Source organism: Kribbella shirazensis, from assembly GCF_011761605.1.
GTDB lineage: Bacteria > Actinomycetota > Actinomycetes > Propionibacteriales > Kribbellaceae > Kribbella > Kribbella shirazensis.
Genome location: NZ_JAASRO010000001.1, coordinates 5,700,801 through 5,727,364, shown reverse-complemented (window position 1 = coordinate 5,727,364; position 26,564 = coordinate 5,700,801). Strand labels below are relative to the sequence as shown.

The window sequence follows — 26,564 nt, the reverse complement described above, 5'->3', positions numbered from 1 at the left end:
AAGGAGTCACCATGCCTGCGAAATCACTGGGCGACAAGCTCGGACGACAGGTCGAGAACATCAAAGGCGGACTCAAGGACGTCGCGCACAAACTCACGGAGGCGGATCCGGAGCCACGCACCGACGCCACGGCCGGCCGGATCAGCGGCGCGAGGGCAGGCAGTTCCTCGAGGGCCCGGAAGCGGACGCCGTCGAAGGACGAGTTGTACGCCGACGCCAAGCGCCTGGGTATCAAAGGACGCTCGAAGATGACGAAGGACGAGCTCCTCAAAGCCCTCCGGCGTGGCTGACCGCCGTTCGGTCCGCTTGCTTTCGGTACGGGGGTACGGTATCAACTAAGCTATACATGAGTGTATAGATTAGGAGAGCCGTGATGAGCCATGTGCAGGTGGAAGCGCCGCGTCGGGTAGGGGCGCGGCGGTGGTTGACGTTGGTGTTGCTGGCGTTCGCGCAGTTCATGTTGATCGTGGACATCACGGTGGTTCAGGTCGCGCTGCCGAGCATCGGTGACGATCTCGGCCTGGAGCGCGCGGCGCTGACCTGGGTCGTCACGACGTACACGCTGGTCTTCGGCGGCCTGATGATCTTCGGTGGGCGGCTGGCGGATCTGCTCGGTGCGCGGCGAACCCTGCTGGCCGGGCTGACCGTCTTCACGCTGGCGTCGCTGGCCTCCGGGCTCGCGCAGAACGCGGAGGTGTTGATCACCGGGCGCGCCGGGCAGGGGATCGGGGCGGCGTTGATGTCACCGGCGGCGTTGTCGATCCTGACCACGACGTTCCACGGCCGCGAGCGCAATCGCGCGCTGGGCGTCTGGGCCGCTATCGGTGGCGCCGGCGCCGCGATCGGCGTACTGCTGAGCGGTGTGCTGACGGCGGGCCCCGGCTGGCAGTGGGTGTTCTACGTGAACGTGCCGATCGGCGTCGTGATCCTCGTCCTGATCCCGCGCCTGGTGGGCTCGGACGGGGCGCGCGAGCGGCAGAATCTCGACGTATCGGGTGCCTTGTTGGTCACCGCTGCCACGGCGGCGCTGATCTACGGGTTGGTCCACGCGGGCGACGCCGGCTGGGGCTCGGTGGGGACGCTGACCGCCATCGGGGGAGCGGTTCTCGGGTACGGCGCGTTCGTGCTGACCGAGGCGAAGGTCGCCGTACCACTGATGCGGCCGCAGACGCTCGCCCGTCGGCCCGTGGTGTCGGGAACGTTCTTGATGCTGCTGGCGACCGGGGTGCTGCTCGGCCTGTTCTTCGTCACGTCTTTGTACTTCCAGCACGTGCTCGGCTTCAGCGCACTGAAGACGGGCCTGCTCTTCCTGCCGGTCGCGCTGGCGATCACGCTCGGAGCCCAGTTGGCGGCGCACCTGATCAGCCGCGTGGGCGGCCGGGTCATCGCGGTGGCGAGCTTCGCGCTGGTCGCGGGCGGTGCGGCGATGCTGACGCAGGTCTCGCCAGGTGACGGCGTCACCATGTCCGTCCTGCCGGGGTTCGTGATCGCCGCGCTGGGTCTCGGGCCGGTGTTCGTCACAGCCACCACGACGACCCTGGCCAACGTTCCCGCGGCGGAGTCCGGGGTCGCCTCCGGAGTCGTGAACACCTTCCACGAGCTCGGCGGCAGTATTGGTGTCGCGGTTGTCTCGACGATCGCCGCCGCGAGCCTGTCGCGTGCGGGCGCGCCGGACATCGGTGGCTTCACCGACGCCTACCTGGCCATGGCGGTCGCCGCGGCCGGCGCCGCACTCGTCGCCCTGGTGCTGGTGCCGGCGGGCAAGCCCCAGGCCGTGGCCGGTCATGGTCATGGTCATGGGCATGGCCACGGTCACGGCCACTGATTCGTCGTCCGGGTACGGCGGTTCGTACGCTTCTGGGATGGCCACTGAACAGCCGCGCCGGCGCGCGGATGCCGAGCGCAACGCCGAGACCATCCTCAGCGTCACCCGCGATCTCCTCGTCGGCGGTTCCGCGCCGACGATGAGCGAGGTCGCGGCCGCCGCGGGCGTCACCCGGATGACGCTGTACGGCCACTTCGCGACCCGTGAGGTGCTGCTGGAGGCCGTCGTACGGCGTGCCGTCGCCGAGACCGACGACGCGTTGATCGCGCTCGACCTCGACGCGCTCGACGTGGACGAGGCCCTGGACCGGCTCGTCCGGACGTCGTGGCCGATGCTCGATCGCCACCGCAAGGTGCGGCTCGCCGCGATCGACCAGCTCGGACACGCCGCACTCCGCGATCAGCACGACGCCGCGTTCCGTCATGTCGACCAGCTGATCGCACGTGGCCAGAAAGACGGTGTCTACCGTGCCGATCTGACCCGCGAATGGCTGGTCGCCACGTTCTACGCCGTGCTGCACGCGGCCGCCGACGAGGTCGACGCAGGCCGCCTCACCTCCGAGGCCGCGCCGACCACTCTGGTTGCTACTTTGCGCTCACTGCTTCACGCTCAGTGACGCTCGTGCGCTCAGGCTGGTCAGAGTGTGTGGAGCTTGGCGAACGGTGCGACGACCCGCACCAGCCTGCCGGCTCCGAAGTCGATGATCACCGCGCCGTCGGACTCGACGGAGTGGACCCGGCCCAGCCCTTCCCGGTCGTGTGACACCCGCTCACCGACGTCGAAACTCTTGAGATCGTCGGAAACCTTGGCGGCGAAGGGGCTGGTGGACAGATGACGACGCGTCGTCGCGCGATAGGTCTGCATCAGAACTCAAGTATGCGCCGGATTTCCCGGCGCCGCGACAAGGGGTTGCCCATCCGCCCGGAATCGTGACCAACCAGCCGCCGGCCAACCGGTCGGTCGCAGGCTGTCGCGCGGCGCTGGGGTCCGATGGTTTGATGAAGGCCCCACCGCCCCGAGGGAGCTGCTCATGCGTCGCGTGCTGGTGTTGTTGCTGGGTCTGGCGATGGCCGGTCTGACCGGGGCCGGGGCGAGGACCGAGGCGCAGGCGGCGCCGGTGGGGGAGCGGGACGTGATCGTCCAGCTGTTCGAATGGAACTGGGGCTCGGTAGGCCGCGAGTGCGGCCGGGTGCTCGGGCCGAAGGGGTACGGCGCGGTGCAGGTCTCGCCGCCGCAGGAGCATGTCGTGCTGCCGGGATCCGGGTATCCGTGGTGGCAGGACTACCAGCCGGTGAGCTACAAGCTGGACAGCACCCGTCGCGGCACCCGCAGCGAGTTCGTTGCCATGGTCAACAGTTGTCACGCGGCCGGTGTCAAGGTGTACGTCGACGCCGTCGTCAACCATATGACCGGAGGCTCGTCGGGCGGCACCGGCAGCGCCGGGTCGTCGTACACGCACTACGACTACCCGGGGAGGTACCAGACGCAGGACTTCCATCACTGCGGGCGTAACGGGAACGACGACATCGTCAACTACGGCGACCGGTACGAGGTGCAGAACTGCGAGCTCGTCGACCTGGCCGATCTGGCGACCGGGTCCGACTACGTGCGCGGCCGGATCGCGGCGTACCTGAACGATCTGCTGGCGATCGGCGTCGACGGGTTCCGGCTGGATGCGTCGAAGCACATGCCGGCCGAGGACATCGCCGCGGTCAAGGCGCGGTTGTCGCGTCCGGCGTACCTGTATCAGGAGGTCATCTACGGCGCGGGCGAGCCGATCACTCCGGAGGAGTACGTCGGCAACGGTGATGTGCTCGAGTTCCGGTACGGGAAGGACCTCGCCAAGATCTTCGACACCGAGCGGCTCGCGTACCTGCGGACGTTCGGCTCGCCGCTGGCGTCGGATCGCGCGGTGGTGTTCACCGACAACCACGACACGCAGCGCGGCAGCGGCGTCCTGACGTTCCGCGACAACGGCCGCTATGCGATGGCGAACGCGTTCATGCTGGCCTGGACGTACGGTACGCCGAAGGTGATGTCGAGCTACGAGTACAGCTCGAACGACCAGGGGCCGCCGTCGACGAGTGCCGGGCAGACCGTGGACGCGACGTGCTACAGCAACCGCTGGCGGTGCGAGCACGCGTGGCGGGTGATCGCGAACATGGTCGGCTTCCACAACGCCGTACGAGGGGCCGCGGTGACCGAGTGGTGGGACAACGGCAACGACGCGATCGCGTTCGGCCGTGGGGACAAGGGCTACCTCGTCCTCAACGACGAGAGCTCGCCCCTCGCCGGCCGGAGCTTCCACACGAACCTTCCGGCCGGCGTGTACTGCGACGTCTTCCACGGCGACTACTCGCAGGGCAGCTGCTCCGGTCCGACGTACACCGTCGACTCGTCGGGCTGGTTCCGCGCCGACATCGCGGCAACCGACGGTCTGGCGCTGCACGCCGGAGCCAGGATGAGCTAGCAGTTGAACTTGAAGTCGTCCGGGTCGGTCGTCTCGTACTTGCTCGTCTGCCACGTGACAGCCGCGGCGGCGCGGATCTTGAAGAAGTGGTCCTTGAACTTCTCGTGGACGTCCGCGTCGATGATCCGCAGGATCACGTCGTCGTTGTGCCAGGGCGACTTGCGGTTCAGGTTGTGGCTCCCGGTGAAGACGACCTTCTGGTCCGGCTTCCCGGCGTAGTTGCCGTCGATCAGGATGTTCTTCTCGTGCGTTCCGCACTGGTTGGTGCTGAACTCGCGGACCTCCGGCCCGTGGAACTTGCCCGTCGGCGCGCGGAGCAGACCACCGCGGAGCGGCCCGTCCTTGGCCTGGCTGACGTCCGTGCCGACGACGTCGACGTAGCAGCCCTCGTTGTCGAGCCGCCACAGCTGGGCGGCGACGGCCGCGCCACCGCCCTTCGCGATCTGGGCCGCGGCCACCCGGACGATGGTCCGGTGCTCCTTGTCATTGGTGCCGCCGGTGGAGTTTCCGTCGCATTTCACGCTCTTCAGGATGTTCGCGAAGGTGACGTTGCTGCTCGACTCCGGGCGCGGCGAGACATACAGCTTGTACTTCGCGTTGGACACCGGCCCGTGCTCGTCGATGAAGTGCTGGTACTGGTCCTTGCGCTTCTCCTCGGTGTTGAGGTCGAAGAAGTACTCCTGGTATTTGTTGTACAGCCACTCTCCGTCGTTGCCCATGGCGGTGAACGCGGTGTTCCACATCTTCGGACCGGAGTGCTCGCTGAGGTTCGAGCTCGTCTGCACGACCACGTTCGACTGCCCGCGGGTCTTGCTGAACAGGTAGAACTTGTTGTGCATGATGTGATCGCCGATGCACGAGGTGCGCTTGTTGGCGCCGCCGGAAGTGCCCGGCGTGCAGTACGTGATCCACGAGAGTCTGCTCTCGTCGGCGGCGTATTTGACGTCCCGGTACGGCTTCGTCGCGCGATGCTCCGCGTCGACGATGATCTTCACCGTCACACGGTGGGTTTTGATCTTGGCGATCAGGGCCTTCGCGATCTCGTAGTCGTCGAACCGGTACGACGCGATCGTGATGACCGAGTCTTTCTCAGCGCCGTTGATCAGGTTGACGAGGTAGTCGCGGATCCGGTACCGCTCGCTCGTGGAGCCGTTCGGATCGTTGTCGACGAACATTGTGGGTTTGTCGGGCGCGGCATTCTCCTTCTGCTCCGCGGTGCCGGCCGCTTGCGCGCCCCCGCCGTACACCAGTGCGCAGGTCGTCGCGGCGACCACGAGTCCTTTGACCAGATCCGAAGGTTTCATACCGGCGACGGTAGGTACGTCGGCTATAGGCCCGTTATCGCGTGGGGATAACCGACGTATAGCGGGTCCTCCTAGTGTCCTGGAAATCAGCCATCCAGGAAGAGGAGTTCTGATGGGCACGCGACTTGTGCTGACCTCGGCGGCGACTGCCGTGCTGATGGTGGGCGGTGTCAGTGCGGCCGCGATGGCGCCGAAGACCGGGCCCGCGGTCAAGACGGGGGCAGAAGCTGCGCGGGAGAAGGACTGCCGGGCGACCGCCAACAGTTTGCCGAGCAGTGACAACCACATCTACCTGTACACGATCTCGAACTGCGAGAACGGCCACGACGCCAAGGACGATTCCACCGCGGACCGTGACTACGGCGACGGAAAGGGCCAGATCAAGGACTTCGACAACCGGGCCGGCTCGCTGATCAATCACAGCGACGCGACCGTGGAGTTCTACACGCGGACGGCGTACAGCGACAAGGGCGACCGATTCTGCGTCCGTCCCGGTCACTACGTGACCAAGCTCTACATGTACGGCGACGGCAAGGACGAAGCGGGCAACTGGAGCAACAGCATCAGCTCGCACCGCAAGGTCGACCCGTCGAAGTGCAAGCGCTTCTTCGGGTGGCGCATCAACTAACTGGAGGGGAAATGGAAATGCGTTCAAAAACAGTGGCTCGACTCGTGGCGCGGGCCTGAGCACCAAGCAGGCGCAGGAGTTGCAGCGCACGATCGACGCGCGGCTGGCGCAGATGGAGATCGCGGCGCATCAGGTCGGCTTCAACGAGATCATGACCGACGACGGGAGTGCCAAGGTCACCCTGTCCGTACCGGGCACCGCGGCAGAGGGAGACCGCACTTGCACGAGCGGACGGCTCTGCTTGTGGGCGGGCGACTACTACGACCACGACAAGGTCACGCTGTACTACTGCAAGTTCACCAACCTCGGCAAGCTGAGGCCGGCGTGGAACGACCGCCTGACGTCGTACCTGAACCACCAGACGGAGGGCACGCGGGCGAAGTTCTACAACTACAAGAGCGGCGGGTGGCAGTTCACCAGCGTCGCACCACATCGGGAGCCTGATCTGGCGCGCTACAACGGATTGAACAACATGATCGACGGCGTCAGGCCCTGCTAGGGGCGTAAGCCTGTTCACTCGGGGAAGGACCCGACCATCGCTTAACCTGAAGCGATGGTCGGGGACGGGGTGGAGATCCGGGTGCTCGGCCCGGTCGAGGTGATCGTCGGAGGGACACCGGCAAGCCTCGGAGGGCAGCGGGCCCATCAGGTGCTGGCCGCTCTGCTGATGGAGGCGGGCAGGGCGGTGTCGGCCGACGAGCTCATCGACGCGGTGTGGGACGACTGTCCGCCGGCGTCGGCCCGCACGCAGTTGTCGATCCAGGTGTCCACGTTGCGCCGTGCGTTCGCCGAGGCGGGGTGCGCGCGCGAACTGATCGAGACGACACAGTACGGCTACCGGCTGAACGACCAGGAGGTTCGGATCGACCTGGCAGAGGCCGAGCGGTTGCGGGCCGAAGCGCAAGCGGCGTCCGATCTCGAGGACGCGGCCGACCGGTTGCGCGGCGCCCTCGCGCTGTGGCGCGGTACGGCGTTGCGTGACCTGTCGACGCGCGCGCTGAGTGCCAGCGCCCAGCGGCTTGCCGAGCTGCGGTTGACGATCGCGGAGCAGTTGTACGACGTGGAGCTCGCGCTGGGACGGCATCGCCAGGCGATCGCCGAACTGAGCGCGCTGGTGACCGAGCAACCATTGCGCGAACACCTGCGCGCGCAACTGATGACGGCGTTGTGGCGTTCGGGACGCCCGGCCGAGGCCCTCGAGTGCTACCGGGACGGCCGCCGCCTGCTGGTCGAGGAGCTCGGAATCGAACCGTGCCGAGAACTGCGCGAACTGGAACGTGCGGTCCTGACCGGCACACCGCAAGCGGGTGCGGAGCCGAGCGAACCACGTGCGGGACCAGAGACCGTAATACCTGCGGAGCTGCCGCTCGGCGTGCCGACGTTCACCGGACGGGATGCCGCCGTCCGCCGGCTCCGCGACCAGCTGACCTCGGACGACCCTCGGCCGACCGCGATCGCGGCTCTGGCGGGACCTGGTGGCGTCGGCAAGTCCGAACTCGCAGTGCACATGGGGCACCTGGTCGCCGATGCCTTTCCCGACGGCCAGTTGTACGTCGACCTGCGCGGGTCGACTCCGGACGTCGCGCCCCTGGAGCCGGCCGACGTCCTCGGACGGTTCCTGCGTTCGCTCGGGGCCGCCGACGGGACGATCCCGGTGGAAACCGATGAGGCTGCCGCGAGGTTCCGGTCGATGACGAACGACCTGCGGCTGCTGGTGGTTCTCGACAACGCGCTGGACGTCGGGCAGGTCGAGCCGCTCATCCCTGCCGGGCAGAACTGCCGGACGATCGTCACCAGCAGACGGATCCTGGCGACCCTGCCGGGAGCCGTGCACGAGCCGCTCGAAATGCTTCCCGAGGACGACGCGATCACCTTGCTGAGTCGCCTCGTCGGTCCGGATCGCGTCAACCTGGCGGATCCGGCGCAGCGTCAGGCGGCGGCCGACGTCGTACGACTGTGTGGATCCCTGCCGCTGGCCGTCTCGATCGCGGGGTCCCGGCTGACGTCCCGGCCGTCGTGGACCCTGCGAACACTGGCCGATCGTCTCGCCGCCACCGAGCAGGGCGCGGGTTCCCGGCGGCTGACCGAGTTGCAGACCGAGGACCGCGGGGTGCGGACCAGCTTCCAGGTCAGCTATCAGGAGCTCGGTGATCCCGAGCAACGACTGTTCCGGCGGATCAACCTGCTGGATGCTGCCGACGTCGGCGTCCCCGTTGTTGCGGCGCTGGCCGAGACCGATACAGCTACCGCCGAGGACATGCTCGAGAGCCTCGTCGACATGCAACTGCTCGAGAGCCAGCGGCCGGGACGGTACGGAGCGCACGACCTGCTGCGCCTGTTCGGTCGCGACCGTGCCGGTGAAGCGGACGATGTGGCGAGCCGTACGACCGCCGTACGGCGAGCGCTACACTGCTATCTCGCTACCTCGCGTACTGCGTGCCGGCTGCTCAACGCCGACGCTGCTTGGAGAACCGAGGTCGGGCCTGCGGCTCTCGAGGCGCCCGGCATCGACCTTCGGGGCCGCGACGAGGTCTATCGCTGGCTCGACACCGAGGTCGGCAACCTGTCCGCGATCGTCCGCCAGGCCGCGATGCTCGACCCGGACGTAGCGGCTGCGATCTGTTCGGCAGTCGGTCTCGGGCTGACTTTGCGCGGCCGGCATCGCGACAGGCTCCGGATCGGGGACCTGCTGCTGGCTGCGGCGACCGAGCCGCACCATCACGCGGTCGCCCACGAGAACATCGGTGCCGCGCTGCTGCGCTGGGGCGACTACGGTCTCGCGCTCGAGCATCTGTCGCTTGCCCTCACGGGCTACGAGGAGATCGGCAACGAGGCCGGCCAGGCGGTGCAGCTGGCCGCGATGGCGTCGACGTACCGGCTGCTCGGCCGCTACGACGAGTCGATCTCGCATTCGCGCGCGGCCATCGAGCTCAACCGGCGTACCGAGCGACCGACCGCCTTGGCCGACAGCCTCACCAGCCTGGGCCTGACGTACCGCCATGCCGGCCGGCCCGCCGACGAGGTCGCCGCGCACACCGAGGCCTTGGCGATCGCCGAACCGCTCGACGAGACCAACTGGCTCGCGAACATCCTGTGCAACCTGGCCGAAGCCACCCGGCTGGCCGGCGATCCGGAACGGGCGCTCGCACACTTCGAGCGGGCGCACGACGCGAGCCGGCAGTCCGAGGCCACCCAGACGCTCCTCGACGCCGAGATCTGGTGGGGCCTCGGCCGCACTCGCGCCGATCTCGGCGCGGCCGGCACCGCCCGCGACTGCTGGCGCCGCTCCGCGGCCATCCTGCACGAACTCGGCCTGATCTCCGCCGCGGAGAAACTCGAGATCTTCCGCTCCGACACCCCCGACGCACCTGACCTGATCGGCCGGAACACCTGACCAGGCTGGGCGCCGGGGGTCTGAAGCAGTGTCAGTTGCAGCAGCCCGACTGGCTTGCGGGCTTGTCGTCGATGACGGTGAGCAGGCCACCGCTGATACCCGTCGCCAGGCCACGCCCTGCGGGCACCGTGATCTCGACGGCCTGTGGTGCGGGGCCGCAGCAACCGCCGCCGGCTGCGTTGTCGGCTTCGGTGTCGGATTCGCCGTACGCCAGGTTGGAGGAGCAGACCCCGGTCTCGGGAAGGTTGAGCTGGACGTCGCGCGCCGCGTCCCAGTCACCGGCGAGCGCGGCGGCCACGGAGCGGGCCTGTTCGTACCCGGTCGCCAGCAGGAACGTCGGTGCGCGGCCGTACGACTTCGCGCCGATGGCGTAGTACCCGGGCTCGGGGTGCGCGAGTTCGTCGGCGCCATGCGGTGGGACCGTGCCACAGGAGTGCTGGTTCGGGTCGATGAGCGGTGCGAGTGCGCGGGTCGAGCCGAGGATCGGGTCGAGGTCGAGGCGCAGTTCGCCGACGATGTCGTGGTCGGGGCGGAACCCGGTCGAGTTCACCACCGTGTCCGCGACCACCCGCCGGTCCCTGGCCACCAGTTCGATGCGTTCGTCCGTGCTGATCGCCTCGATCCGGAACGAGCTGACCAGCTCGACCCGACCCGACTGCACCAGCGCGCGCAGCCGGCTGCCCAACGCGCCGCGCGCGGGCAGTTCGTCGGCGTCGCCACCGCCGTACGTCCGGGCCTGGTCCGCACCGCGCACCACCCAGACGATCTCGGTACCCGGCACCTGCTCGGCGAGTTCGCCGAGGTCGAGCAGTGTGGTGGCGGCCGAGTGGCCCGCCCCGACGACCGCCGTACGGCGGCCCGCGAAGCGCTCCCGGTCGCGGCCGAGGACGTCCGGAAGCGCCCGGACGACGAAGTCGGCGGCCTGGTCCTCGCCCCGTGCGGGGATGCCCGATGCGCCGAGGACGTTCGGGCGGCGCCAGGTCCCGGCCGCGTCCACGACCGCCGACGCGAGCAGTTCGGTGCCGTCGGCGAGGCGGACGAGGAACGGCGCGTTCTCGCGTCCGGCGGTGCGGATCCGGTCGAAGCCCACCCGGGTAACGGCGGCGACGGGGGAGTTGTACCGGATCTTGTCGGTCATGGCCGGGGTCTTCGCCAGCGGTGCGAGGTAGCCGTCGATCAGGTCGCCGCCGGTGGGCAGCGTGTCGAGGTCCGGCTCGGCCCAGCCGCCGGCCTGCTCCAGCAGGCGCCGGGCCGCGGAGTCGAGGTCGTACCGCCAGGGGCTGAACAGCTTCACGTGCCGCCACTCGTCGATCGCGGCCGCGACCGAGGCGCCGGCCTCCAGGACCAGGAAGTCCAGGCCTCGCTCGGACAGATGGGCGGCCGCGGCGAGGCCGATCGGGCCTGCGCCGACAACGACGACCGGCAGGTCGGACGCGGTGGTGTTCATGGTCTTCTCCAGGTGTACGGGGTGGTCGTGGGCGCGGCGGGTGCGAGCATGGACGGCGCCGGCCTTGACTCGACGTTCATCTAATCAACAGTGCCCACCTTGCCTCTTGATTCGACAAGAGTCAAGATAGATCTATGTCAAAGCAGGAGATCGTGCTCGGGACCGGCAGCGGATGCTGTACTCCGATTTCGGAGGCGGCACTGGACCCGGTCGCCGCCGCCGACGGCGCGGCCGTCTTCAAGGCCCTTGCCGACCCGATCCGGCTGCGACTCATGTCGATCATCGCCTCGGCGGGCGGCGAGCTGTGCGTCTGTGACATCACTCCGCAGTTCGAGGTGTCCGGCCCGACCATCTCCCATCACCTCCGGGTACTCCGTGAAGCGGGTCTGGTCGACTGTGAACGCCGGGGCACGTGGGTGTACTACTGGCCGATCCCCGAGCGCCTGCGCTGGATCGCGTCGCTGCTGGCCGCTCCTGAGCCGGTCGCTGCTTCCTGATGAAGGTCGTCGTCGTCGGTGGCGGGCAGGCCGGCCTCGCCACCGGGTTCTACCTGCGCCGCGCCGGGCTCGTCCCGGGGCGCGACTTCGTCGTTCTCGATGCGGCCGACCGCGCCGGTGGCGCCTGGCGCCAGATGTGGCCCACGCTGCGCACGTTCTCGCCGACGCAGTACTCGTCGCTGCCGGGCTGGATGATGCCGCCGTGGACCGCCGACCAGGGCTATCCGTTGGCCGAGCATGTCGTCGATTACCTGACGCGCTACGAGGAGCGCTACGAGTTGCAGGTACGCCGTCCGTTCCGGGTCGACTCCGTGACGCGTGCCGACGGAGGTCTCGTCGTACATGCGGGGCAGACCACCTGGCACGCCGACCACGTCGTGTCGGCGACGGGGACGTGGACGCGTCCGTTCGTGCCGGCGTATCCCGGGATGTTCCGTGGGCAGCAGTTGCACACCTCGCAGTACCGGCAGGCCTCCGACTTCACCGGGCAGCGCGTGCTGATCGTCGGTGGCGGCAACTCGGCAGCGCAGATCCTGGCGGAGGTTTCCACCGTCGCGGACACGTCCTGGGCGACGCTGCGCCCGCCACGCTTCCTGCCGGACGCTGTGGATGGCCGTGTCCTGTTCGAGCTCGCCAGCGCGAGACAGCGAGCCCGCAGCTCGGGCGAAGGTGCGGCCGGGGTGTCCGGTCTGGGCGACATCGTCATGGTCGAGTCCGTCCGTCGAGCGCGCGATCGCGGCGTACTGCGGGCGCGCGACATGTTCACGCAGCTCGACGCGCGCGGTGTCCGCTTCCGGGACGGATCCCTGCTCGAGGTCGACACGATCATCTGGTGCACCGGCTTCAGGCCGTCACTCGGTCACCTGGCCGCGCTCGGACTCCGCGGTGAGGACGGGCTGATCGCCACCGACGGCGCGACGCAGGCCCTCAAGGAACCACGCCTGCGGCTGATCGGGTACGGCGACTGGACCGGAGCGGCCTCCGCCACACTGGTCGGCGCCGGCCGAACGGCCCGCGACCTGGTGCGCTCGCTGACCGATTGACAGACCGCATTGACTCAATGATCATTGAGTCAATGAATGCTGAGCGAGCTGGGCTGGCGAACCGGGCGCGGGTGCATGCGGCGCTCGGTGATCCGGCGCGGCTGGCGATCGTGGACACGCTGGTCGCCGGCGACGCCGCTCCGAGCGAGCTGGGCGCGGCGCTGGAGATGCCGACGAACCTTGTCGCGCATCACCTCAAGGTCCTGGAAGACGCGGGCGTCGTGGTCCGTGCGCGGTCCGAAGGGGACAGGCGTCGTACCTATGTCCGGCTGCGGCCGGAGGCGATCGCCGCGATCGCGACCCCGGCGCTGGCGGCGGCGAAGCGTGTGGTCTTCGTGTGCACGCAGAACTCCGCGCGGTCCCAGCTGGCCGCGGCGATCTGGTCGCGCCGCAGCGAGGTCCCGGCGGTGTCCGCGGGGACGGAGCCTGCCGGGCGGGTGCATCCGCGGGCGATGAAGGTTGCCCGCCGCCACGGCCTGGATCCGGCCGGGTGGCGCACCGCGCGGATGCGGGACGTCGTACGGCGGGACGATCTGCTGATCGCGGTGTGCGACAACGCGTACGAACACCTGGCGCCCGACCACGTAGCGCCCGAGCACCGGCCGCGGCTGCACTGGTCGATCCCGGATCCGGCACCGGCCGACACCGACGCGGCCTTCGAAGCCGCCTACACCGAACTCGCCGACCGGATCGACCGGCTGGCGCCCGCCCTGACGCCGACCGCGCCGGACACCCAGGAGAGCACACCATGACCGAACTCGGCGGACCGGTGGGGCGCGGATGACGGGGTCGTTGTGGCGGCGGGCGCTGGCCGAGGCCCTCGGGACCGGGCTGTTGGTGACCGTGGTTGTCGGGTCGGGGATTGCGGCGGCGGAGTTGTCGCCGGGTGATACCGGGCTGCAGTTGCTCGAGAACGCGTTCGCGACGGCGTTGGGGCTGGCCGTGCTGATCCTGATGCTGGGACCGGTGTCGGGTGCACATTTCAATCCGGTCGTGTCGGCGGTCGATTGCTGGTTCGGCCAACGACATGGTGGCGGGCTCGCGGTGCGGGACCTGGCCGCGTACGTTCCGGCGCAGGTTCTCGGTGCGATCGCTGGTGCGGTGCTGGCGAACCTGATGTTCGGGGAGCAGGCGGTGTCCTGGTCGACCTCCGATCGGTCGGCGGGGCACCTGTGGATCGGCGAGACGGTCGCCACGGCCGGGCTGATTCTGTTGATCTTCTCGCTGGCCCGGTCGGGACGGTCCGCTGCCGCGCCGGCGGCGGTGGGTGCGTACATCGGGGCGGCGTACTGGTTCACGTCGTCGACGTCGTTCGCCAACCCGGCGGTGACCATCGGGCGGGCGTTCAGTGACACCTTCGCGGGGATCGCACCTGGGTCGGTCCCGGGCTTCGTGGTGTTCCAGGTGATCGGCGCGGTGGTCGGCGCCGTCCTCGTGCTGGTGCTGTATCCAACGGCGGGCGACGCGGCGGACGAGGTCGTCGTACCCCACACAGAGTCTGGAGTTACTTCGTGAGCAAGCCTGTGGTTCTGTTCGTGTGCGTGCACAACGCCGGCCGGTCGCAGATGGCCGCCGGGTGGCTGCGGCACCTGGCCGGCGACTCCGTCGACGTCCGCTCGGCCGGTTCGGCGCCGAAGGACCAGCTCAACCCGGTGGCGGTCGAGGCGATGCGCGAGGTCGGCATCGACATCACCGGTACGACGCCGCGGCTCCTCGACACCGACGACGTACGGGCCAGCGATGTCGTGATCACCATGGGCTGCGGCGACACCTGCCCGACCTTCCCCGGCAAGCGCTACGAGGACTGGGACCTCACCGACCCCGCCGGCCAACCGATCGAGGTAGTACGGCAGGTCCGCGACGAGATCCGCACCCGCATCGAAAAACTCGTCGCCGAACTACAGCTCTCACACAGCTAGCTCATCCCCTCACCGTCCAGCGCCCGCGGCGAGCGAAGAAGCGTGCGCGTGCACCCGCCAGGCGAGCGGAAGGGCGATCAGCACTACCGCCTGGATCGCGAGCAACGCCGGAACGATGCCCCAACGGTCCGCCACCAGGCCGGCTCCCAGGGCGACGAGCGCGTAGAGCACGCTGCCGAGCAGCGACGCAAGCGAACCCATCGTCGCGCGTTCCCGGTCGGTGAACTCGCGCTGCAGCAACGTCTGCTGGGCGATTGTCGACATGCCGTAGGCCGGTGACCCAAGCAGCACGGGCGAAATTACCGTCGGCTTGACCAGCGCCACGAAGTTCGCCACGTTGTCGAACAGCTCACCGAACAGCAGAGTGCGGGCCGCGCCGACCCGGCCGATCACCCAACCACTGACGCGGAAGCCGACGAAGGCCACGCCATGGCCGAAGGTCCGCCACAGGCCCAGCGCCCAGAGCGGCCACAGCCCTGCCACGAAAACAGGCGACAACTGGGCCGCGCTTTCGCTGCTGTAACGAAGCGCCGACACCAGAGTCATCCGGCGCAGCACCGGACTACGGCGGATGCCGCGCAGGGCCGATCCGAGATGCACCAGCACGTTCGATTCCACCGGGCCGTGCACCCGCGGTTCCCGGACCCGCAAGGCGACGAGCACACACAGCACCTGCGGCACGACCGACAATACGACCACCACACGCAGCGACCACGCGCCGGCGACCACGCCACCTATGGCTGCCGCAAGTGCGAGCGCGATCTGGAACATCGAGTTCACCCGGCCCGAGTGCCGGGGGAACTCCTCCTCCCGGCCGGCTTCGAGCAACGTGTCGTAGAGCAGAGCCTCGTTGTTGCCGCTCCACAGCGAGGTCGCCAATCCCTCCAGCACAACAGCTGCCAGGAGGAGGCCGTAGCCGGCAGCGCCGGCGTACCCGAGATGGGCGGCCACCATGACGACGGCACCGGCGATCATCGTGCCGCGTCGGCCGAGGCGGTCGGAGAGCACCCCGGTAGGGACTTCGAACGCTGCCGAAGACAGCCTCTTCACCGCCAGGAGGCTGGCGGCAGCGGTGTACGAGCCGGTGACTTGCGCGAAGTAGATGAGCATAATCGGCCCGTACATGCGGAAGTCGCCGAAGAAGTTGAACCAGCTCAGCAGGCGGACATTCCGGATGACAGTCTGATCAGCGGAGTTCGGAGCAGGCGGAGCTGACCTCGACCGTTGAGATTTCCTGCCGAACAGGGCAGCGATCAGGCGTTCGACCAGGACACGTACACGGAGCAGTGAGGAATGACGAGCGGACACAGCAGAACTCCCGGAAAGGCGAACGGAGACGCCAAACAGCGCCAAGGGCCGGTGACACGTGTCACCTCGCCCCGGCGACCGGGATGTGTGCTGACTTTGCTGCTACCCGCGCGGCGTTACAAGCCTGCGACTGCGGTCACCAAGGGGCGAATGGAAGCTCCGGTCATCGCTGTAGACATCAGTGCTCCTCAATTCCCCAAGCGGACGGGTTCCGCAACAGCTTCAACTCTAGCGACCGAACGGCCCACGCGTGGGACTATCTCGCTAACGGTGTTTCCGGCGGTTGATTAGTAGGTTTCGGCGGCCGGGAATCGGTCGCCGAAGGTGATCGCGAACGCGTTGAGTGCTGGTTTCCACCGCATCGCCCATCGTGCCCGCCCGGTGCCGGTGGGGTCCAGCGACCGGGTCACGAGGTAGAGACACTTCAGTGCGGCCTGTTCGGTCGGGAAGTGGCCGCGGGCCCTGATCGCGCGCCGGTAGCGGGCGTTCAGGGACTCGATCGCGTTCGTGGAGCACAACACCCGGCGGATCTCGACGTCGTAGTCCAGGAACGGGATGAACTCCTCCCAGGCGTTGTCCCACAGCCGGATCACCGCCGGGTAGCGGTGCCCCCACTTCTCGGCCAGGTCGTCGAACGCGGCCCGGGCGGCGCCTGCGTTGACCGCGGTGTAGATCGGCTTGAGGTCGCGGGAGATCTCCGGCCAGTACTTGCGCGAGGCGAGCCGGATAGTGTTGCGGATCAGGTGGATGATGCAGGTCTGCACGATCGCCGGCGGCCACACGTTCGCCACCACCTCGGGCAGGCCCTTCAGCCCGTCGCACACGACGAAGAACACGTCCCGCAGGCCGCGGTTCTTGAGGTCGGTGAGCACGCTCATCCAGAACTTCGCGCCCTCACCACTGCCCGCGGTCCCGGCCCACAGCCCGAGCACGTCGCGTTCCCCGGCCAGCGTCACACCGATCGCGGCATAAAACGGCCGGTTGGCGACCTGCCCGTCGCGGACCTTGACCACGATCGCGTCGATGAACACCGCCGCATACACCTGCTCCAGCGGGCGGCCCGCCCAGTCGTTCATCTCCTCGACCACCTTGTCGGTGATCCGCGAGATCGTCTCCTTGCTGACCGACGCGCCGTAGATCTCGGCGAAGTGCGCCGAGATCTCACCCGTGGTCAGGCCCTTGGCATACAACGACAACACCACCTCGTCGACACCGGACAACCGGCGCTGGCGCTTCTTCACGATCTGCGGCTCGAACGTTCCGGCCCGATCTCGCGGCACCTCCAGCTCGACCGGGCCGGAGTTCTCGGTCAGCACGGTCTTGGACCGGGTGCCGTTGCGGACATTGCCCGCCACCGGCCGGCCGTGCTTCTCATGGCCCAGGTGCTCGGTCATCTCCTCGTTCAGCGCGATCTCGAGCACCACCTTGTTCAGCTGCTTCAACAGCCCGTCCGGGCCGGTCAGCGACAACCCCTGCTCCTTGGCCAACCGCACCAACTCAGCCGCAGCCTGCTGCTCGGCCGACTCCTTCATCTGCTTCTTCTTGCCTGCCACATCCGGCAGTGTCGCGGTCATCGCCGCACCTTCCCCGCCAACCACCACAGTCGGCGCGTCGGGCCGGAAACACCGTTAGATCCACAGTCCCCCCACGCGTCGGCTGAATTTCATCGTCAGGTGATCGGGAGGTCGAAGTACGTGTCTGGGTACGGTTCGTCGCGCAAGGTGTAGTGCCACCATTCGTAGGCGTAGCGCTCGAAGCCCGAGGCTTCCATGACGGTGGCGAGGGTTTCGCGGTTGTGGGCTTCGAGTGCGGTGACGCCTGGTGCGCCGTGGTGCGAGATCGGGTCCATCAGGTCGTGGTCGCCGCCCATGGGTGCGAGTTCGCCGGTGTCCAGGCAGAACAGGGTGAGGTCGACGGCGCTGCCGCGGGTGTGGCTGGACCGGGCCGCCACATAGCCGTTCTCGAACATCTTGGCCCGGTTGAGGTTCGGGTAGTGGCGTGGCTTCGTGCGACCGTCCTCGGGGAGTTCCGACCACCGGAGGAAGCAGTCGACGGCGCGCTGCGGGCGGTAGCCGTCCCAGAGCAGCAGCCCGAAGCCGAACGGCTCGGCCTTGTCCCGGGCCGTTTCCAGAGCCGCGCACAACTCCTTCGTGCCGAGGATGCGGTTTGTCAGGTACCCGTCGACCGGCCGGCCGGTGAAGTTGTCCGGGGTGGCGTACTTCGCGTCCCAGTGGATTCCGGGCACGAACTCGTCCACGAAGACGAGCTCGGTCGTCATCGCGACGTCCCGGTCAGGGTCAGCGTCACCAAGCGGTCGATCACCTCGCCGAGCGGCAGACCGGCAGCCGCCATCATCCGCGGATAGCGGCTGTACGACGTGAGGCCCGGGAAGGTGTTGACCTCGTTGAGGACGACCTTTCCGTCCTCGGTGAGAAACAGGTCGACCCGCGCCAGTCCGCTGCACCCGAGGGCGCGGTAGATCGCCTTCGCGGTTTCCTGGACGAGCGAGCGGGCCTCCGCCGAGATGTCGGCCGGGACGATGAACGTCGAGTTCTCGGAGCCGGTTTCCGGCGAGTCCTCCTGATGGATCTTGAAGAATCCGTGCGACAGCGCGACACGGTCCACCTCGCCGACGGTCAGCTCGGGATCGTTGCCCAGGATCGCGCAGCCGATCTCGCTGCCGGCGACGGCCTCCTCGATCAGGATCTTCGCGTCGTACTGCGCCGCCGCCGCGATCGCGTCGGGCAGTTCGCTCTTGTCGGTCACCTTGCTGACGCCGAACGACGAACCGGAGCGGGCCGGCTTGACGAACACGGGATACGTGAGCTCGGCGGGGTCGATGAGCTCGTCGCGCGTGACGGTCCAGAAGTTCGGTGTGGCGATGCCGGCGCTGCGGGTGACGAGGTACGTCAGCGTCTTGTCCATGCACAAGGCCGAACTCTGGATGTCGCAGCCGACGTACGGGATGGCCGAAAGCTCCAGCAGGCCCTGGATCGCGCCGTCCTCACCGCCCTTGCCGTGCAGCACCGGCAGCACCAGATCCAGGCTGATCGTCCGGTACTGCCCCTGCCGGATACGCGAACCGAGCCGGTCGGACTCCTGCACGATCAGCCCGTGGACGCTCCGGTCAGGTGAGAGCGCGACGGGCACGCAGGTGCCGTTCTCCCAGTCGGGGGCCGGAGCGTCGCAGAGCTTCCAGGCGCCGCTCTTCGCGATTCCGATGTAGTACGGCTCGTACTTGTCGGTGTCCAGGTGTTTGGCCACCTCTTGCGCGGACTTCACGGAGACGTCGTGCTCCTCCGAGGAGCCGCCGAACAAGATTCCGAGTTTCAGCCTAGCCATGCTGGTTCCTGCTTTCGAAGTTCAGGCAATTGATGATGGAGTTCTCGACGGTGTCGCTGAGGGCACGGTCGGTGTAGTAGGCGGTGTGCGGACTGATCAGCACGTTGGGCAGCCGCTGCAATCGCAGCAGTAGCTCGCTTTCCACAGGTTTGTTGCTGTGATCGGCGTAGAAGATTCCTTCCTCGCCTTCGAGGACGTCCAGCGCCGCGCCGCCCAATCGATCGCTTTCCAAGGCGTTGAGCAGCGCCCGGGTATCGAGGAGAGCGCCGCGGCCGGTGTTGACGACCACCGCATCGCGCTTCACCATCTTGATCCGCCGGCGATCCAGCAAGTGATGCGTTTCCGCCGTGAGCGGTGTGTGGAGCGTGACGATGTCCGACTGCTGCAAGAGTTCGTCGAGCGACACGTACTCGGCGGACGTCTTGGACCATTTGTCGGTGGCAACGACCCGGCAGCCGAATCCGCGCAAGCGGTCCATCACGGCGGCACCGATGCGGCCCGTGCCGACCACACCGACGGTCAGATCGCGCAGCTCGCGTCCGCGGACGTCGTTCAGCCGGTAGTCGTGAAGCTCCGCGCGCCGGACGACGGATTGTGCGTTGCGCACCGCCATCAACATCAGCATCAGTGTGTAGTCGGCGACGCTGTCGGGGGAGTAGCTGACATTCCCGACCGAAATCCCGAGGCTTTCCGCGTACCGCACGTCGAGGTGGTTGTAGCCGATGCTCCTCGTGGAGATGTAGGCAACGCCGTTCCGGCTCAGGGCACGGAGCGTGGAATTCGTGACGCGGGTCTTGTGGCCGATGCTGATACACCGGTTGCCGAACGCCAGCTCGGCATTCTCTTCAGAGACCGCGTCCGGAACGAGAGTCGGCAGTACGCCCAACCGCGGAGCCAGTTGCTGGAACAGGTTGGCCTCGTCCGGCTCGCAGCCGAAGATCGTGATTCCCAAGGCCGGGACAGCGGTCGTGGCTGCGGAGGCCAGCCATTCCGGGCGGTGGTCCGCCGTTCGTGCTGGTTCGCTGTAGGTCATGCTTTCAGTCAATGCTGAGCGGCGTTGCCGGCGCGTATCTGGTTTTCGATATGCCGACGACATACTCGCCACCATTTGCGCGACGCCACCGCGGCCAGTCCGGCACCTGCCGTGTTGAGCAGTACGTCGTCCACGGACGACACCCGGTCGAGTTGGAGCACGTACTGCGCCGTCTCGACCAGGATCGAGCAGCCCGCCGCGAGCGCGAGCACCCGCGGCAAGGACGCCACCGCACGAAAGCGCAGCGGCGCGAGGAACCCCAAAGCCGCGAACACCATCAGGTTGCCGACCAGCTGACCCGTGCCCATCGTGAGTAGATCGCGTAGCGGCACCAGGCTGACCCGCCCGGGAACCTCACCGGCCCGACTGCCCGGCAGCATGGTCATCCATACCCACGGCACCGTCCCGTAGACGATGCCGACCTCGGTCAGCGCCGAACGCCACGCCCAGGCCGACGTACTACCCGCGGCAGTCCGCGGCCGCGCCAGAGCCCACGCGCACACCGCGGCCAGGGGCAGAGCGAGTATCGCCAGGAGGGCAACGCCGTTGTACGTACCGAACCAGCCGTGCCAGCCCGTGATCCTCACGCTACCTCCGCTGTCGTTGCCCGTACGCCGAACCTCATCGCCCGCGCCGCCGGAGCTGCTCGCGCTGCCTCATGTAGAGGTCGAACGCCCGATACACCATCGGGCGCAGCGGCAGGTCCCACTCGCCGACGTACCGCACGGCCTGGCCGCCGGTGCCGACCTTGAACTGGATGAGCCCGAGGTGCGGGTCGTCGGCGTCGAGTGTCGGCGTGATGCCGCGGAGGCTGTACACGTCGCAGCCGGCCGCCAGCGCGTCGAGGATCATCGCCCACTGACACGCGTTGGACCCGCGGACGTCGCGCTTCTCGGTGGAGGAGGCGCCGTACGAGTACCACGCCTGGCCGCCGACGCGGACCATGATCGTGCCGGCGACGAGCTCGCCCTGGTGGTGCGCGAGGTAGAGCCGGATGCGGTCGGGATCCTCGGCGCGCATCGCCGCGACCATGGTCTCGAAGTACGGCAGCGGGCGCGGCGTGAAGTGGTCGCGCTCGGCGGTGTGGACGTACAGGTCGTGGAACGCCTTGAGATCGTCGCCGATCGTGACCTCGACACCTGCCTTGACCGCCTTCTTGATGTTGCGGCGCCACTGCTGGTTCATGCCCCGGAGCAGGTCGTCCTCGGTGCGGCCGGCCAGCGGTATCTCGAAGGTGAACTGCGGATGCCCGGTCCCGAACCCTTCCTCCGGGTTCTGCGGTAGCCAGCCGGCCGCTCGCAGCCAGGCGGTCACCTGGGAGCCGGCCTGCTCGCTCGGCAGATCGGTGAGCCGCGTGACAGCCGGATCGGCGATGCCGTCCTTGACCTGCGCAGCGCTCCAACTGCCGGTGCGAACCGGCGGACCGAGCCGGACCGCGAACGCCCCGTGCGCCTTGAGCCGGCTCGCCAGCGGAGGGAGCCACGCGTCGAGGTCATCGGTCCAGTCGATGACCGGTCCCTCGGGCAGGTACGCCAGCGTGAAGCGTTCGAGGCGGGGGACCGGGCGGTGCAGCACGAGCCCGGCGCCGACGAGGTTCGCGCCGTCGTACCAACCGAGGGACTCGCTGCGCCATTCGGTCTTCACGCGGGCCCATGCCGGGGTTTGCAGGAAGCTGACCGACCGCTGTCGCTGGACGAACGCCAGGTGCTCCGCGGCGCTGATCGGACGGACGGCCAGGCTCACCTCTGCATCCTCGGGTCGTGCGTGGGGTCGGGGTACCTGGGCGGGCAGCCGTGCTCGACGGCCTCTGGGCGCAGTTCGTAGTGCCAGGGCTCGTTGTCGTAGATCTGGCACAGCCCGTACGCCGCGCCGTACGTGGACAGCCAGGCTGTGGCGTCGGAGCGACCGATGTCGATCGCCTGGCCCGACACGTGCGGCGAGGTCTCGGGTGTGGCCACCCATCGCGCCGCCTCCTCCGCCGAGCCGTACCTCGAGACCGCCTGACGGAGCAGGTGTTCCTGGTACGCCGGAGAACGCCAGCCGCTGTTGACGTAGAAGACGACGCCGTCGCCCGCGGCAACCTTCGCGGCCGTACGCAGCGCGCTGAGCAGCGCGGGATCGAGGTTGACCACGGCAGGGACCTCGTCGTCGAACACCGTCACGCCCTGGCCGACGGCGCCGTCCGCCGCGCCGAGTGTCCGATCCTGAGCGCCGCCGGTCGACGCGACCGGTGCGGAGGAGAGCGCCAGCGACTGGTGGATGAAGACGCCGGCGACCGCGATGTTGGCGAGCAGAAGGGCCGCGCGGATCGTCGATTTCGTCCGGCGACTCGCCGTACGTACTGGTTCGCTGGCAGGCATGCTGCCAGTCAACGCAACCCGGTGTTGCCGGCGCGTATCACGAATTCGATACACGGACGATATGGTCCGGCCCGTAGCATCGAGGGTGTGCGTGTACTGATCGTCGAGGACGAGCCCGAGCTGGCGGGCGCGATCCGCGACGGCCTGCGCCTGGAGGCGATCGCGGCCGACGTGGCCGGAGACGGTGACACCGCGCTCGAACTGCTGAGCGTGAACTCCTACGACATCGCCGTTCTCGACCGGGACATCCCCGGCCCGTCCGGTGACGAGATCGCGGAGCGGATCGTTGCCTCCGGCAGCGGTATGCCGATCCTGATGCTGACCGCGGCCGCCCGGATGGACGACAAGGCGTCCGGGTTCGAGCTCGGCGCCGACGACTACCTCACCAAGCCCTTCGAACTGCAGGAGCTGGTGCTGCGGCTCCGGGCGCTGGACCGCCGCCGGGCCCACAACCGGCCGCCGGTCCGGGAGATCGCCGGCCTGCGACTCGATCCGTTCCGCCGCGAGGTCTACCGCAACGGGCGGTACGTCGCCCTCACGCGCAAGCAGTTCGCCGTACTCGAAGTACTGGTCGCGGCGGAAGGCGGCATCGTCAGCGCCGAGGAGCTGCTGGCGAAGGCGTGGGACGAGAACGCGGACCCGTTCACCAACGCCGCGCGCATCACCGTCTCCGCCTTGCGCAAACGGCTCGGCGAACCGTGGATCATCGCGACCGTGACGGGTGTCGGGTACCGGATCGACACAGGCGTCGGGGGCGAGGACGGGCATGGCTAGGGCGCCCGGGCTGAGCGTGCGGCTGAAGCTCACGCTGAGCTACGCCGGCTTCCTGATGCTCGCGGGCGCCTTGCTCCTCGGCGCCGTGTGGCTGTTCCTGCTGCGTTATGTCCCGGACCGCTTGATGATCGTCCCCGGCAGCACCGGCGGGGAGATCACCGGACCGTTCCCCATCCGGTCCAACCTGCTGCAGGTGTTCGCGCCCCGGGCGGCCGCCGTCCTGGGGATCCTGCTGATCGTCGGCCTCCTCGGCGGGTGGATCCTCGCCGGCCGGATGCTCGCCCCGCTGACCCGCATCACCGAGGCCACCCGGCTGACCGAAAGCGGTTCACTCTCGCACCGGATCGAGTTGTCAGGGCCGAGCGACGAGTTCCGGGAACTCGCCGACGCCTTCGACGCCATGCTCGCGCGGCTCGAAGCGCACGACGCAGAGCAACAGCGCTTCGCCGCGAACGCCTCGCACGAACTGCGCACCCCGCTGGCCATCACCAAGACACTGCTCGACGTCGCCCGGAACAACCCGGACCGCGACGACGGCGACCTGGTCGAGCGTCTCCGCGCTGTGAACGCCCGGGCGATCGACCTCACCGAAGCTCTGCTCCTGCTGAGCCGTGCCGACCAGCGGTCCTTCCCGCGCGAACGCGTCGACCTGTCGCTCCTCGCGGAAGAAGCCGTCGAGACCCTCCTGCCGCTCGCGGAGAAGCGCGGTGTCAGCATCGAGACCGCCGGTGACGTGAGCTTCACGTGCGGATCGCAGGCGCTGCTGCTACAGCTGACCACGAACCTCGTCCACAACGCGATCGTGCACAACCTGCCGGCGAACGGCACCGTGTGGATCACGACGCGCGCCGATCGCGACCGTACGGTGCTCACGGTCGAGAACACCGGCGAGAGGCTCGGCCCACGCGTCGTTTCGACCCTGACAGAGCCGTTCCAGCGGGGCACGGAACGCGTTCACAGCGACCACGGGGGCGTCGGTCTCGGTTTGGCGATCGTCAAGAGCATCACGCAGGCCCATGACGGCATCCTGACGCTCACGCCCCGCCTCACCGAGACCGGCGGTCTTCGCATCACGGTCGATCTCCCGGCTGCGCACTGACATCAGAGCTCGAGGTGGATGTGCGTCCCGCCCGGTTCGCCGGGGTGGCTGAGCCACAGGACGCCGAGTTCGCCGTCGTACCGGACATCGAGATCGCCGGCGTTCGCCGGCTCCTTGGGCACGCGGAGGGCAGTTGTCACCCGGACGCCGCGGGGTGCCTCACAGATGAAGCGGATCGTGGTGTCGTCCTGATGCCAGTCCACGATCCGGCCGGCGGAGGCGAGAAGCGGTACGTCGTCGTACGTGAGATCACGGAGCCACGTGAGGTCGCCCGGGCCGAGCTCGCGGCGGCGGACGATACCGAGCCGCGGGTCCAGCAGGTCGAGATAGGTGCCTTCGACAACCTGTGAGCCGCCGGCTTCCTCGAGTACGGCGCCGATCAGGTACGGACCGCGCTGCACCGACAACCAGTTCGTGGGCTCCCAGGTGTGGCCGCCTGCCTCGGCGAGCTCCCGGATCGCGGCGACCAGTTCGGCGGCGCGTGCGGGGGACTCGGTGAAATCGGCGGGCCTGGACGGAAGGAAGCGGACGCGGCCGTCACCGACCGGCTGTACGTCGTCGCGCTTGCGGTCGGCGCCGAGCGCCTCGGCCAGGTGGTCGGCGCAGCTCTCGTAGCGGCCGGTCCACCACGAGCGGATCTCGTGGTACGGGTCCGCGCCGTTGCCGACGTACAGCAGGCTGCCACCGCGGTTGACCCACCCGGCCAGCGCGTAGTGGATGCCCGGTGCGAGCGGCTTCTGGAACTCGTAGCTCAGGACGAGTACGTCGACATCGTCCAGCGCGTCGGGGGTGTCGATGAGGTTCTCGAGTTGGACGGGGCAGACGCGCTGGCCGTCGTACAACGGTGGGAGGGCCAGGCCGTAGAAGTCGGAGAAGTGGAGCTGCTCGCGGCCTTCCAGTGCGAGGGCGTCCTGCAGGCCGTCGTAGTGCCCGCTCTCGCCGCCGGGGGACCAGCGCTGGAACATGGCCGTGTCCGAGAGTGCGATCCCGATCCGGGGTCCTTCGTTGGTCTGGCGCACCTCGGGCTGGTCGAGGTCGCGCAGGGTGTTCATCGCGATCAGGTAGCTGGTGGCGGTGTCCGGCGGGATGAGCTGACGTTCGGTGGATCCCTCGCGCAGGTACGGGCGGTTGAAGATTCGGTGCGGCCATGGCGCGACCTCGTACCGGGAGACGCCCGGGTGCAGCAGCGAGGCGATCAGTGTGCGCTGGTAGTTCGCGAGGTAGTCCTCCCAGGTGCGGTCGGGGTGGTCCTCGATCGGGTCGTGCAGGAACCACATCCGGCGGTCGGTGCCGCGGGTCAGGTCCTGGGCGATGCCGTATTCCAGGTACGCCGTTTCGAAGGTGCGCTCGGCGATCTTGCCGGCGTACACGTTGGGGGTCCGCGAGGTGCCGGTCCACACCTGGGCGATCGCGCCGTCGATCGAGGGCAGGATGCGCAGGCGTGATTCGGGGCTGATGATCTGCCACTGGGTGTAGTTCAGCAGGCTGTGCGTCGGGACGTAGAAGCGGACCTCGCGGCCCTGCTGGAGGGCTTCGTCGCGCAGGACCGACGTGACGCGGTCGAGGCTGCGGGAGAGTAGGTGCTGCTTGAGTTGGCCGGAGCGGAAGTGCGCTTCGGGTGTGCTGTGCGGCGGCTGCCACGGCTCCTTGAAGAAGGCCTGCCATTCCCGCTTGAACGCCGCGGAGTACCCGGCGCGGGCCCAGAACTCCGGCTCCTCCAGGTGGATCCCCTCGACGCCGAGCTCGATGACCGGACGGAGCTTCTGCAGCAGGTACTCGGTGAAGCCGAACGTCGGCACCATGTACGGGATGTCGGTGCTCTCACCGTGCAGGATCGGCGACCCGTCGGCCGCGGTCTGCGCGTCGTCCCAGTGACCGGAGCCGTCCCACCGCCCGTCCAGGTAGTCCTGGTAGGTGCCCCAGGAGATACCCGTCATCAGGTGCACCCGATACCCGGCCTCCCGCCACCGCGCGATCCGCTGCGCCGTCGTGTCGTTCAGCCCGTACACCATGACGAAGTCGGTCCGCAGATCGATCGACTCGTCGTACGCCGCCTGCTCCTGAAACCCGGTCGCCTCACGGTCCCTGTCGGTCATACCCACCAACCCTGTCGACTCACCC

25 protein-coding genes and 1 pseudogene are annotated in these 26,564 nt (G+C 68.3%); 14 read left to right on the top strand and 12 right to left on the bottom strand.

Going from position 1 to position 26,564, the window contains the following annotated elements:
* The first annotated feature begins 11 nt into the window (after positions 1 to 11).
* The 3 genes from BJY22_RS27655 (at position 12) to BJY22_RS27645 (ending at position 2,441) form a co-directional block, all read left to right on the top strand.
* Positions 12 to 290: a Rho termination factor gene (locus BJY22_RS27655; RefSeq protein WP_167212232.1), complete on the top strand. Its 279-nt coding sequence runs from the start codon at positions 12 to 14 to the stop codon at positions 288 to 290.
* A gap of 83 nt (positions 291 to 373) precedes the next feature.
* Complete coding sequence (locus BJY22_RS27650) at positions 374 to 1,825, top strand: MFS transporter (protein ID WP_167212229.1); 1,452 nt, start codon at positions 374 to 376, stop codon at positions 1,823 to 1,825.
* Positions 1,826 to 1,862: 37 nt separating this feature from the next.
* Positions 1,863 to 2,441, top strand: a complete 579-nt coding sequence (locus tag BJY22_RS27645; RefSeq protein ID WP_167212226.1) for a TetR/AcrR family transcriptional regulator — start codon at positions 1,863 to 1,865, stop codon at positions 2,439 to 2,441.
* A 20-nt stretch (positions 2,442 to 2,461) separates the two neighbouring features.
* Here the strand turns inward: BJY22_RS27645 and BJY22_RS27640 are convergent, their stop codons facing one another.
* Entirely contained in the window at positions 2,462 to 2,689 is a 228-nt protein-coding gene (locus tag BJY22_RS27640; protein WP_167212223.1) for a hypothetical protein, read from the bottom strand.
* A 166-nt stretch (positions 2,690 to 2,855) separates the two neighbouring features.
* Between BJY22_RS27640 and BJY22_RS27635 the strand changes: the two genes are divergently transcribed.
* Complete coding sequence (locus BJY22_RS27635) at positions 2,856 to 4,295, top strand: alpha-amylase (RefSeq protein WP_167212220.1); 1,440 nt, start codon at positions 2,856 to 2,858, stop codon at positions 4,293 to 4,295.
* On the opposite strand, the gene BJY22_RS27630 is transcribed toward BJY22_RS27635, so the two are convergent.
* The gene (locus BJY22_RS27630; protein ID WP_167212217.1) at positions 4,292 to 5,599 is read right to left on the bottom strand and encodes a phospholipase D-like domain-containing protein; all 1,308 of its coding nucleotides are present in this window, start codon (positions 5,597 to 5,599) and stop codon (positions 4,292 to 4,294) included. The genes BJY22_RS27635 and BJY22_RS27630 overlap by 4 nt on opposite strands.
* Before the next feature lie 112 nt (positions 5,600 to 5,711).
* Between BJY22_RS27630 and BJY22_RS27625 the strand changes: the two genes are divergently transcribed.
* From BJY22_RS27625 to BJY22_RS27615, 3 genes are all read left to right on the top strand, one after another.
* Positions 5,712 to 6,227, top strand: a complete 516-nt coding sequence (locus BJY22_RS27625) for a hypothetical protein (RefSeq protein ID WP_167212214.1) — start codon at positions 5,712 to 5,714, stop codon at positions 6,225 to 6,227.
* Between the two features lie 79 nt (positions 6,228 to 6,306).
* Entirely contained in the window at positions 6,307 to 6,726 is a 420-nt protein-coding gene (locus BJY22_RS27620) for a hypothetical protein (RefSeq protein ID WP_167212212.1), read from the top strand.
* A 54-nt stretch (positions 6,727 to 6,780) separates the two neighbouring features.
* Positions 6,781 to 9,621 carry an AfsR/SARP family transcriptional regulator gene (locus BJY22_RS27615; RefSeq protein ID WP_167212209.1) on the top strand — a complete coding sequence of 947 codons (2,841 nt, stop codon included), beginning with the start codon at positions 6,781 to 6,783 and terminating at the stop codon, positions 9,619 to 9,621.
* Between the two features lie 31 nt (positions 9,622 to 9,652).
* On the opposite strand, the gene BJY22_RS27610 is transcribed toward BJY22_RS27615, so the two are convergent.
* Complete coding sequence (locus BJY22_RS27610; protein WP_167212206.1) at positions 9,653 to 11,068, bottom strand: FAD-dependent oxidoreductase; 1,416 nt, start codon at positions 11,066 to 11,068, stop codon at positions 9,653 to 9,655.
* 134 nt (positions 11,069 to 11,202) lie between these two features.
* On the opposite strand from BJY22_RS27610, the gene BJY22_RS27605 reads away from it, so the two are divergent.
* The 5 genes from BJY22_RS27605 to BJY22_RS27585 are packed head-to-tail and all read left to right on the top strand — an operon-like array spanning position 11,203 to position 14,527.
* Positions 11,203 to 11,565, top strand: a complete 363-nt coding sequence (locus BJY22_RS27605) for an ArsR/SmtB family transcription factor (RefSeq protein ID WP_167212203.1) — start codon at positions 11,203 to 11,205, stop codon at positions 11,563 to 11,565.
* Positions 11,565 to 12,608, top strand: coding sequence for an ArsO family NAD(P)H-dependent flavin-containing monooxygenase (locus tag BJY22_RS27600; protein ID WP_167212201.1), 1,044 nt, complete (start codon positions 11,565 to 11,567; stop codon positions 12,606 to 12,608). The genes BJY22_RS27605 and BJY22_RS27600 overlap by 1 nt, the downstream gene beginning before the upstream one ends.
* 32 nt (positions 12,609 to 12,640) lie before the next feature.
* Complete coding sequence (locus BJY22_RS27595) at positions 12,641 to 13,360, top strand: arsenate reductase/protein-tyrosine-phosphatase family protein (protein ID WP_167212199.1); 720 nt, start codon at positions 12,641 to 12,643, stop codon at positions 13,358 to 13,360.
* A 28-nt stretch (positions 13,361 to 13,388) separates the two neighbouring features.
* The gene (locus tag BJY22_RS27590) at positions 13,389 to 14,123 is read left to right on the top strand and encodes an aquaporin (protein WP_167212196.1); all 735 of its coding nucleotides are present in this window, start codon (positions 13,389 to 13,391) and stop codon (positions 14,121 to 14,123) included.
* Entirely contained in the window at positions 14,120 to 14,527 is a 408-nt protein-coding gene (locus BJY22_RS27585) for an arsenate reductase ArsC (RefSeq protein ID WP_337759231.1), read from the top strand. The genes BJY22_RS27590 and BJY22_RS27585 overlap by 4 nt, the downstream gene beginning before the upstream one ends.
* Before the next feature lie 9 nt (positions 14,528 to 14,536).
* Here BJY22_RS27585 and BJY22_RS27580 read toward each other — a convergent pair whose 3' ends face one another.
* The 8 genes and pseudogenes from BJY22_RS27580 to BJY22_RS27545 all read right to left on the bottom strand — a co-directional run bounded on the left by BJY22_RS27580 (position 14,537) and on the right by BJY22_RS27545 (position 22,570).
* Positions 14,537 to 15,880, bottom strand: coding sequence for an MFS transporter (locus tag BJY22_RS27580; RefSeq protein ID WP_167212193.1), 1,344 nt, complete (start codon positions 15,878 to 15,880; stop codon positions 14,537 to 14,539).
* 242 nt (positions 15,881 to 16,122) lie between these two features.
* Positions 16,123 to 17,409 (bottom strand): IS256 family transposase, encoded by a 1,287-nt coding sequence (locus tag BJY22_RS27575; protein WP_167212190.1) that lies wholly within the window; start codon positions 17,407 to 17,409, stop codon positions 16,123 to 16,125.
* Positions 17,410 to 17,504: 95 nt separating this feature from the next.
* The gene (gene vanX / locus BJY22_RS27570; RefSeq protein WP_167212187.1) at positions 17,505 to 18,113 is read right to left on the bottom strand and encodes a D-Ala-D-Ala dipeptidase VanX; all 609 of its coding nucleotides are present in this window, start codon (positions 18,111 to 18,113) and stop codon (positions 17,505 to 17,507) included.
* Complete coding sequence (gene vanA / locus BJY22_RS27565; protein ID WP_167212184.1) at positions 18,110 to 19,177, bottom strand: D-alanine--(R)-lactate ligase; 1,068 nt, start codon at positions 19,175 to 19,177, stop codon at positions 18,110 to 18,112. The genes vanX and vanA overlap by 4 nt, the downstream gene beginning before the upstream one ends.
* A pseudogene (locus tag BJY22_RS27560) lies at positions 19,170 to 20,140 on the bottom strand (D-isomer specific 2-hydroxyacid dehydrogenase family protein). Before BJY22_RS27560 ends, vanA begins: the two are co-directional and overlap by 8 nt.
* Positions 20,141 to 20,218: 78 nt before the next feature.
* Positions 20,219 to 20,797, bottom strand: coding sequence for a VanZ family protein (locus tag BJY22_RS27555; protein ID WP_167212178.1), 579 nt, complete (start codon positions 20,795 to 20,797; stop codon positions 20,219 to 20,221).
* 34 nt (positions 20,798 to 20,831) lie between these two features.
* On the bottom strand, positions 20,832 to 21,953 hold the full coding sequence (locus BJY22_RS27550) for a peptidoglycan bridge formation glycyltransferase FemA/FemB family protein (RefSeq protein WP_167212175.1): 1,122 nt from the start codon (positions 21,951 to 21,953) through the stop codon (positions 20,832 to 20,834).
* Positions 21,950 to 22,570 carry a M15 family metallopeptidase gene (locus BJY22_RS27545; protein WP_167212172.1) on the bottom strand — a complete coding sequence of 207 codons (621 nt, stop codon included), beginning with the start codon at positions 22,568 to 22,570 and terminating at the stop codon, positions 21,950 to 21,952. Before BJY22_RS27545 ends, BJY22_RS27550 begins: the two co-directional genes overlap by 4 nt.
* 87 nt (positions 22,571 to 22,657) lie before the next feature.
* Between BJY22_RS27545 and BJY22_RS27540 the strand changes: the two genes are divergently transcribed.
* Both BJY22_RS27540 and BJY22_RS27535 read left to right on the top strand, forming a co-directional pair.
* Positions 22,658 to 23,344, top strand: a complete 687-nt coding sequence (locus tag BJY22_RS27540; protein ID WP_167212169.1) for a response regulator — start codon at positions 22,658 to 22,660, stop codon at positions 23,342 to 23,344.
* Positions 23,337 to 24,443, top strand: coding sequence for a sensor histidine kinase (locus tag BJY22_RS27535; protein ID WP_167212166.1), 1,107 nt, complete (start codon positions 23,337 to 23,339; stop codon positions 24,441 to 24,443). The genes BJY22_RS27540 and BJY22_RS27535 overlap by 8 nt, the downstream gene beginning before the upstream one ends.
* Positions 24,444 to 24,445: 2 nt before the next feature.
* Here the strand turns inward: BJY22_RS27535 and BJY22_RS27530 are convergent, their stop codons facing one another.
* The gene (locus BJY22_RS27530; RefSeq protein WP_167212163.1) at positions 24,446 to 26,539 is read right to left on the bottom strand and encodes a hypothetical protein; all 2,094 of its coding nucleotides are present in this window, start codon (positions 26,537 to 26,539) and stop codon (positions 24,446 to 24,448) included.
* Between the last annotated feature and the right edge of the window lie 25 nt (positions 26,540 to 26,564).